The following is a 7,664-nucleotide window of genomic DNA, read 5'->3' on the forward strand; positions in this document are numbered from 1 at the left end:
TGAAGCTTCGGGACGTCAACGTGCTCAATGCACGTCGCGCCAGAATTCCTTCTTCAGCAGGTAGGTCAGAACCAGCAGGCCGAGCAGGTACAGCATGACCTTCAGGCCCAGCGAGATGCGCGCCTGCTTGCCCGGCTCCGAGGCGTAGTCGAGGAAGTTGACGAGATCGGCCACGAAGGCCTCGTACTCCGCCGGCTTGAGGCTGCCGTCGGTGACCTTCTCGAACGCGCTGCCACCGTGATGGTCGCCGCCATGTTCGCCTTCCGCCTTGTGCTCGGCCTTCTTCTGCCAGCCCTGCAGTTCCCAGAGCACATGCGGCATCGAGGCACCGGCCAGCACGGTGTTGTTGACACCGAGCGGACGCGATTCGTCGAGGTAGAAGCTGAGCAGGTAGGTGTAGACCCAGCTGGCGCCGCGAGCGCGGGTTTCCAGCGACAGGTCCGGCGGCACGCGGCCGAACCACTGCTCGGCGGCGGCCGGCATGGCGATCTTGATCGGATCGCCCGGCTTGTCGCTGGTGAACATCAGGTTCTTCTTCAGCACGTCGTCGGGGATGCCGAGATCCTCGCCGAGCCGGTTGTAGCGCAGGTACTTCAGCGAATGGCAGCCCGAGCAGTAGGCCATGAAGTTGCGCGCACCACGCTGCACCGACGCCGTGTTGCCGGAATCGGCGGAGAAGTGCAGCAGCTCCGCGCCAGCATTGGCACCGGCAAGGTTCGCGACGAGGGCACCGGCAGCCACCACGGCTGCGCGGGCAAGACGGGTCAAGGTCTGGTTCATGAGCAGGTTCATTCGGTCACGCGATCCGGCACGGGCAGGGTCTTTTCATTCGCCGAGTACCACGGCATCAGCAGGAAGAATGCGAAGTAGATGATCGTGCCGATCTGCGAGATCAGCTGGACCGTCGCGCTCGGCGGCTGCAGGCCGTAGTAGTTCAGGATCACGAAGTTCACCGCGAAGACCGCCAGCGCGACCTTCGACAGCATGCCCTTGTAGCGGATCGACTTGACCTTCGACTTGTCGAGCCAGGGCACGAAGAACAGGATCACGACCGCTGCGCCCATCACGATCACGCCCCAGATCTGGGTACCGGCGAACGACGGCGTGGCGCGCAGCATCGCGTAATAGGTGCCGAAGTACCAGGCCGGGGTGATGTGCTCCGGCGTGTTGGTCGGGCTGGCCGGGGTGAAGTTCGGCGCTTCCAAGAAGTAGCCGCCGCCGTCTGGCATGAAGAAGATCACCGCGCAGAACACGATCAGGAAGCCGGCGACGCCGACCAGGTCCTTCACCGTGTAGTACGGGTGGAACGGGATGCCGTCCTTCGGGATGCCGGTGGCCGGGTCCTTGTTCTTCTTGATCTCCACACCGTCCGGGTTGTTCGAGCCGACTTCATGCAGCGCCAGGATGTGGGCGACGACGAGGCCGACCAGCACGAACGGCAGCGCGATGACGTGGATCGAGAACAGGCGGTTCAGCGTGGCATCCGACGGCACGAAATCGCCCTGGATCCAGACCACGAGGTCGGGGCCGATGAACGGGATGGTGCCGAACAGGTTGATGATCACCGCCGCGCCCCAGTAGCTCATGTTGCCCCAGGGCAGCACGTAGCCGCAGAAGGCTTCGGCCATCAGCACCAGGAAGATCAGCGCGCCGAACACCCAGATCAGCTCGCGCGGCTTCTGGTAGCTGCCGTACATCAGGCCGCGGAACATGTGCAGGAACACGACGACGAAGAACGCCGACGCGCCGGTGGAATGCATGTAGCGGATGACGTTGCCCCAGGGCACGTCGCGCATGATGTATTCGACCGAGTCGAACGCCGTTTCGGCGCCCGGCTTGTAGTGCATCGTCAGGAAGATGCCGGTCAGCAGCTGGTTGACCAGCACCAGCAGGGCCAGCGAGCCGAAGAAGTACCAGAAGTTGAAATTCTTCGGCGCGTAGTACTCCGACAGATGCTCCTTCCACATCTTGGTCAGCGGGAAGCGGTCGTCGATCCAACCGAGCGCGCCGGTTGTCTTGTACGGGTTAGGCGTGATGGCCATGGCGAACTATCCGTGAGAAAGGGAAAACTTGGGCTCGGCTCCAGGCTGGGGTCCGGTGACCGGCCCAGCCGATGGCGCCGGCGTCAGGCGGTCTTGGGGTCTTCGCCGATCACCACGACGGTGTCACCGTCGTAGCGATGGGGCGGCACGACGATGTTGGTCGGTGCCGGCACGCCCTTGTAGACGCGTCCTGCAAGGTCAAACTTCGAACCGTGGCAGGGGCAGAAGAAGCCGCCCTGCCAGTTGGTGTCGATTTCCGGCGCCGGATGGTCGGCACGCAGGATCGGCGAGCAGCCCAGATGGGTGCAGACGCCCTTCATCACCATGAATTCCGGCTTCAGCGCACGCGACTTGTCGGTGATGTAGGCCGGCTGCTGCGGCGTCGTCGAATCCGGATCGACCAGCTGGCCGGCCACCTTCTCGAGGCTGGCCAGCATCTCCGGCGTGCGACGCACGATCCAGATCGGCTGCCCGCGCCACAGATAGGTGGCGCGCATGCCCGGCTCGAGCGTCGAGATATCGGCGATCACCGGGGCACCGAGCGCCCGGGCGCGGGCGGAGGGCTTCAGCGAAGCGAGGAACGGCCAGGCAACGGCTGCAGCGCCAGCAGCGCCGAAGACCGAGGTGGCAGCGGTGAGGAAGCGACGGCGGTTGCCATCGACACCTTCATTGCTCATGTATGTGCGACCTTTCGAGTGCTTGAAACAAGCGGATTCAGGGAGTTGGCCTGGACGGCCGCAAAACTCCCGCATTATAGGGGCCGACGTATCGGCACGTCATGCCCCTGTTGCGATCCTCGACGCCAGTTCCGCGCTGGTTTCCCGCAGTCACGACCGGACAAGCCCAGGCCCGCTGGCCATCGGTTTCGAGAATCGGCACCTGCGTCCGACACGACGGCTGGACCGCAGCGCATCGAGGCGCGAAAGCGCAGCCCGGCAGCCGGCGCGACGGATCAGGTGGCTGGCCGGCGATGGCCGGCAGGCGGTGCGGTTTCGGGCCGTGCAGCGACGGTCGACTGGCAAGCAGCGCGGCGCTGTAGGGATGCCGGGGTGCAGCGAGCACGGCGCGCGTCGGGCCGGCTTCGACGAGCCGGCCGGCGTACATCACCAGCATCCGTTCGCAGTGCCCGGACACCACGCCGAGATCGTGGGTGATCAGCAGCAGCGAAAGCCCCAGTGCCAGGCGCAATTCATCCAGCAGCGCCAGCACCTCGGCCTGCACGGTGGCGTCGAGCGCGGTGGTCGGCTCGTCGGCGATCAGCAGTTCCGGCCGTGCCAGCAGCGCAGTCGCGATCAGCACCCGCTGGCGCATGCCGCCGGACAGCTCGTGCGGATACTGGCCCAGACGTCGACGCGGCTCGTGGATGCGCACGGCATCGAGCATCGCCTGCGCTTCACGCAGCGCATCGGCGCGGCGCATTCCGCGATGCTGCTCCAGCACCTCGGCCATCTGCAGGCCGATGGTCAGGCAGGGATTCAGGCTGCTCATCGGGTCCTGGAAGACCATCGCGATGCGGCGGCCGCGAACGCCATCGAGCATCGCTCGCGGTGCGCCCAGCAGTTCCTCGCCGAACAGGCGCACCGAGCCCTCGACGGTCGCAGTGGCCGGCAGCAGGCCGAGCAGCGCCAGCGCCGTCTGGCTCTTGCCGGAACCGGATTCGCCGACCAGCGCCAACGACTCCCCGGCCTCGACCGAAAAGCTGACGCCGTCGACGACCGTGACCCCGCGATGGCGGACGCGCAGCTGGTCGATGCGCAGCAGGCTCATCGGCCGGGCACGTCCAGCGCGGCACGCAGGGCGTCGCCGAGCCGATTGAAGGCCAGCAAGGTCGTAGCCAGGAAAGCGGCCGGGAAGATCAGGCCCCACGGCGTGGCGTCGATCGCGCGTGCGCCGTCGTTGACCAGCGCGCCCCAGCTGGTTGCCGGCTCCTGGATGCCGAGGCCGAGAAAGCTCAGGAACGATTCGACCAGGATGGCCTGCGGAATGGTCAGCGTGGCGCAGACGACCACCACGCCGCCGAGGTTCGGCAGCACATGGCGAACCAGGATCGCCGCGCTGCCCAGTCCGGAAACGATGGCGGCATCGATGAACGGCTGCCGGCGCAGGGCCAGCGTCTGGCCGCGGACGATGCGCGCCATGTCCAGCCAGCTGACCGCGCCGATCGCGACGAAGATCAACAGCCAGTGGCGACCGAACAGCACCATCAGCAGGATCACGAAGAACATGAACGGCAGCGCGTAGAGCACGTCGACGAGGCGCATCAGCAGCGCGTCGATCCGCCCGCCGAACCAGCCGGCGACCGCGCCCCAGAGCACACCGATGGCCAGCGAGACCAAGGTCGACACCAGCCCGACCGCCAGCGATAGCCGGCCGCCGACACAGACCCGGGCGAACAGGTCGCGGCCCAGGTCATCGGTGCCGAAGGGATGCGCCAGGCTGGGCGCGGCCGCCCAGTCGGCATCGAAGTCGATGGCATCGAACGGCTGCGGCGCGAGCCAGGGGCCGATCGCCGCCAGCAGCACGATCAGCAGCAGCACCATCGCCGGCACCACCACGGCCGGCTGCCCGAACGCGCCGGCCTTCATGCCGGCCGTGTCCGAGGATCGAGCAGGCCGTAGGCGAGATCGACCAGGAAATTGAAAGTCACCACCAGCGCCCCGTAGAACAGCACCACGCCGAGCACCAGCGTGTAATCGCGATTCAGCGCGCCCTGCACGAAATAGCGACCGATGCCGGGAATGCCGAACACCTGCTCGACCACCACCGAGCCGGTCATCAGGCCCGCCGCAGCCGGGCCGAGCCAGGACAGCACCGGCAGCAGCGCCGGCCGCAGCGCGTGGCGGAACACGATCAGCCGCTCCGGCAGGCCCTTGGCACGGGCGGCGCGAATCCACGGCGCGGCCAGCACTTCGCCAAGCGCGCCGCGCGTCAGCCGGGCGATCGCCGCCAGCTGCGGCAGCGCCAGCGCAACCGCCGGCAGCAGCACCGAAGCCGGGCCGTCCCAGCCGCCGGCCGGCAGCCAGTCGAGCGCCAGCGCGAACACCAGGATCAGCAGCGGCGCCACCACGTACGACGGCAGCGACAGGCCGAGCAGCGCCAGCAGCATCAGTCCGCGATCCAGCGCGCTATCGCGGCGCAGCGCCGCGATCGCGCCGAGCGCGACGCCGCCGGTCAGCGCCAGCAGCAGCGCGACCGCGCCACGTGCGGCCGACACCGGCGCGCCGTCACCGATCAGGCTGGCCACGCTGCGCCCCTCGTACTGCAGCGATGGCCCGAGATCCCCGTGCAGCAGGCCGCCGAGATAGCGGCCGAACTGCTGCCAGGCCGGCTCGTCGAGATGGAACTGCGCGTTCAGCCGCGCCTCCACTTCCGGCGCCAGACTGCGTTCGCTGTCGAATGGTCCGCCGGGGGCGGCATGCATCAGGAAGAAGCTCAGGCCGACGAGCACGAACAGCGTCGGCACCGCCGTCAACAAGCGTGTCGCCGCCCGGCTCAGCATCGGCGGCCGCTACGGCGCACGCAGCCGCAGGTCCTTGCTGGCGTGCCAGTCCAGGCTGTTGTCACGCCAGCCTTCAACCCTCGGCTTGACCAGATGCTTGGAGGCATAGAAGTAGATCGGCAGGATCGGTGCGTCATCGAGCATCTGTCGTTCGGCCGCTTCCAGCCGGCTGCGACGCACCGCCGGATCGTCGGCCTGCGCGGCCGCCTGCAGCAGCTCATCGTAGGCGGCATCGGCGTAGCCGGAGTCGTTGCGCGGATGGTGGCTCTCCAGGATTTCCGCGAAGCCGAAGGCATCGTCGCTGTCGGCGATCCAGGTGTTGCGGAAGGCTTCGGTCTCGCGGCGCGCGCGCCGATGCTGCAGGAACACCTTCCATTCCTCGTTGACCAGCGTCACCTCGGCGCCGAGCACCTGCTTCCACATCGCCGCGATCACCACGGCGATGCGCTTGTGATCGTCGGAAGTGTTGTAGCGAATCTGCACCTGCAATGGCTTCGCGGCCGAGTAGCCGGCTTCGGCATACAGCCGCCGCGCCTCCGCTTCCCGTTGCGCGCGCGGCCACTGGGCCCAGCCCGGCAACTGCGGCGTGTAGTCGTGGATACCGGGCGGCACCAGGCTCCAGGCCGGCATAGCGAGATCGTGCAGCACCTTGCGGGCGATCAGCAGCCGGTCGATGGCCAGCGACAGCGCCTGCCGCAGCGGCCGGTTGCCGGCGAACGGCGGGCGCGTGAGATTCAGCCCGTAGAAGTAGCTGCCCAGATACGGCGCCACGCGCAGCTCCGCGCCGAGCGTGCGGCGTATCCACGGCACCTGCGTGGCCGGCACCGAGGTGGTCACGTCGAGTTCGTCGGCGCGGTAGCGCTTCAGTTCGGAATGCAGATCCTCGGTCGGCAGGTAACGCACCTCGCCGATCGAGGTCTGACGGTCATTCCAGTAATAGCGGTTGCGCTGCAAGCGGATATGCGACTGCAGCCGCCATTCGACCAGCCGGTACGCGCCGTTGCCGATCCGCGCGCCCGGCGCCGGATCGCCTGCCCGATCCGCCGGATGAACCGGCGCCGCCGCCGGATGCGCGAGCAAAGCCGGCAGGTTCGGCAGCGGCCGGTCGAGACGGATGCGCAGCGTGCGGGCGTCGTCGGCCTGGACGCCGAGCGCCGATGCCGGCCGCCGGCCGGCGATCACCGCATCGCCGTTGGCGATCGCCGCGAACAGGCTGGCGTAGCCGGAAGCCGTCGCCGGGTCGAGCAGCCGGCGCAGGCCGGCTGCGAAATCCTCGGCGCTTAAGACATCGCCGTTGGACCAGCGCAGACCGTCGCGGAGCTGCAGCCGTAGTTCGCGTCCGTCGGCCTGCCAGCGCCAGGATTCGGCCGCCGCCGGCAGCAGTTCGCCGGACGGCCCGATTCCGGTCAGCCCTTCGTACAGATCCCGCAGGATGTTGCCGGCGCTGACCCCGGTCGCCTTCTGCGGATCGAGCGATTCCGGCTCGTTGCCGTTGCCGATCCGCAGCACGCCCGGCTCCGCGCGCAGCGGCGTGGACACGAGCAGGCTGGCCACGAGGCACACCGCAACGAATGGCCGCCGATGCCGGAGCCGCCGCGCCGTCATTTCACCCGGCGCACACGCAGCTGCGGACCGCTGGGTTCGAAGCGAAGCCAGTAGCTGCCGATCAGGTTGCGCCAGAGCGCGACCGGCGGATCGTTCGCGATCACGCTGAATTCGCGGTCGTCGATGACCTGCCAGCGCTGGCCGTTGTCGAGCACCAACAGCTGGCCACGCGCCGGTCCATCGACTGCGCCGACTACGCGTGCCTCGATCCGTTCGGGCTCTTTCGGCTGGTCCGGGCGGACCGGCACCTTCACTGATTCCTTGCCGAAGGCATCGGCAACCGCCGGCGTCGCCGGCTTGGCCTCGCCCGCAGCCCGGCTTGCAGGCGCCGCCGCTGCAGCGCTGTCGGCTTGCTGCGCTGCTGCCGGTGACAACGGCGGCTGAACCTCGGCCGGGTCGCCGGCCGATGGCGGCGCGGCCGTGGATGCGGGGCGGCCGAGCGCGCGGTCGTAGCAGGCCAGCCGCAAGGCGTCATCAGTGATCGGCAGGCAGCGGGCGGCGGCGGCATCCGCCGCTGC

Annotated in this window: 8 protein-coding genes; all 8 read right to left on the bottom strand. The window is 68.2% G+C overall.

The features are described 5' to 3' along the window. Positions 1-24: 24 nt before the first annotated feature. Complete coding sequence (locus ACTIGJ_RS13460; RefSeq protein ID WP_439640842.1) at positions 25-792, bottom strand: cytochrome c1; 768 nt, start codon at positions 790-792, stop codon at positions 25-27. After that, the gene (locus tag ACTIGJ_RS13465) at positions 789-2,042 is read right to left on the bottom strand and encodes a cytochrome b (protein ID WP_439640843.1); all 1,254 of its coding nucleotides are present in this window, start codon (positions 2,040-2,042) and stop codon (positions 789-791) included. Before ACTIGJ_RS13465 ends, ACTIGJ_RS13460 begins: the two co-directional genes overlap by 4 nt. A gap of 83 nt (positions 2,043-2,125) precedes the next feature. Further along, on the bottom strand, positions 2,126-2,719 hold the full coding sequence (gene petA / locus ACTIGJ_RS13470) for a ubiquinol-cytochrome c reductase iron-sulfur subunit (protein ID WP_439640844.1): 594 nt from the start codon (positions 2,717-2,719) through the stop codon (positions 2,126-2,128). A gap of 37 nt (positions 2,720-2,756) precedes the next feature. Then, positions 2,757-3,809 (bottom strand): ABC transporter ATP-binding protein, encoded by a 1,053-nt coding sequence (locus tag ACTIGJ_RS13475; RefSeq protein ID WP_439640845.1) that lies wholly within the window; start codon positions 3,807-3,809, stop codon positions 2,757-2,759. After that, on the bottom strand, positions 3,806-4,627 hold the full coding sequence (locus ACTIGJ_RS13480; protein ID WP_439640846.1) for an ABC transporter permease: 822 nt from the start codon (positions 4,625-4,627) through the stop codon (positions 3,806-3,808). The genes ACTIGJ_RS13475 and ACTIGJ_RS13480 overlap by 4 nt, the downstream gene beginning before the upstream one ends. Continuing rightward, positions 4,624-5,517, bottom strand: coding sequence for an ABC transporter permease subunit (locus ACTIGJ_RS13485; protein ID WP_439640847.1), 894 nt, complete (start codon positions 5,515-5,517; stop codon positions 4,624-4,626). The genes ACTIGJ_RS13480 and ACTIGJ_RS13485 overlap by 4 nt, the downstream gene beginning before the upstream one ends. 33 nt (positions 5,518-5,550) lie before the next feature. Then, complete coding sequence (locus tag ACTIGJ_RS13490; protein WP_439640848.1) at positions 5,551-7,095, bottom strand: peptide ABC transporter substrate-binding protein; 1,545 nt, start codon at positions 7,093-7,095, stop codon at positions 5,551-5,553. Between the two features lie 47 nt (positions 7,096-7,142). Beyond that, the coding region (locus ACTIGJ_RS13495) for a hypothetical protein (protein WP_439640849.1) at positions 7,143-7,664 on the bottom strand (522 nt) is incomplete at its 5' end.

It is taken from the genome of Nevskia sp. (assembly GCF_051860985.1).
Classification (GTDB): domain Bacteria; phylum Pseudomonadota; class Gammaproteobacteria; order Nevskiales; family Nevskiaceae; genus Nevskia.